General features: G+C 43.6%; 1 protein-coding gene. It reads left to right on the top strand.

Features of this window, described 5'->3' with window-relative positions; genetic code table 11:
• Positions 1 to 525 (top strand): LysR substrate-binding domain-containing protein (locus R7Z77_RS28290; protein WP_318137429.1); only part of this gene is annotated, 525 nt, incomplete at both ends.

Here is a 525-nt window from a genome sequence, read left to right on the forward strand (position 1 = left end):
AAACACCAGCAGAACACTTGGTGCCTGACCTTATCAGTATCATTGATAACGATTTTCCTGAGATGCGAATCTCGCTAGGCGTACAAAGTACGAAAGGGGTTATCGATGGCGTATTAGATTACAAATACGATTTAGGCATTATTGAAGGACGTTGTGACGATAACCGTTTACACCAAGAAATCTGGTGTCGTGATCACCTTACTGTAGTCGCAGCTTCTCATCATCCTTTTGCTCGTAACCCTTCAGTCAGTTTAGCTCAATTAGAGCAGGCGAAATGGGTGGTGCGTGAGCATGGCTCAGGTACTCGTAAAACCTTTGATAGCTCCATTCATCATTTGATTGAAGATTTAGATGTATGGCGTGAGTATGAACACGTTCCTGTGTTGCGCAGCTTGGTGGCTAACGGACAATACTTAACTTGTTTGCCATATTTGGATGTTGAACGTTACATTGAGGCTGGACGTTTAGTCGCGTTAAACGTACCAGATCTGAAAATGGAGCGCACATTGTCCTTTATTTGGCGTG

The organism is Vibrio sp. 1401 (assembly GCF_033340295.1).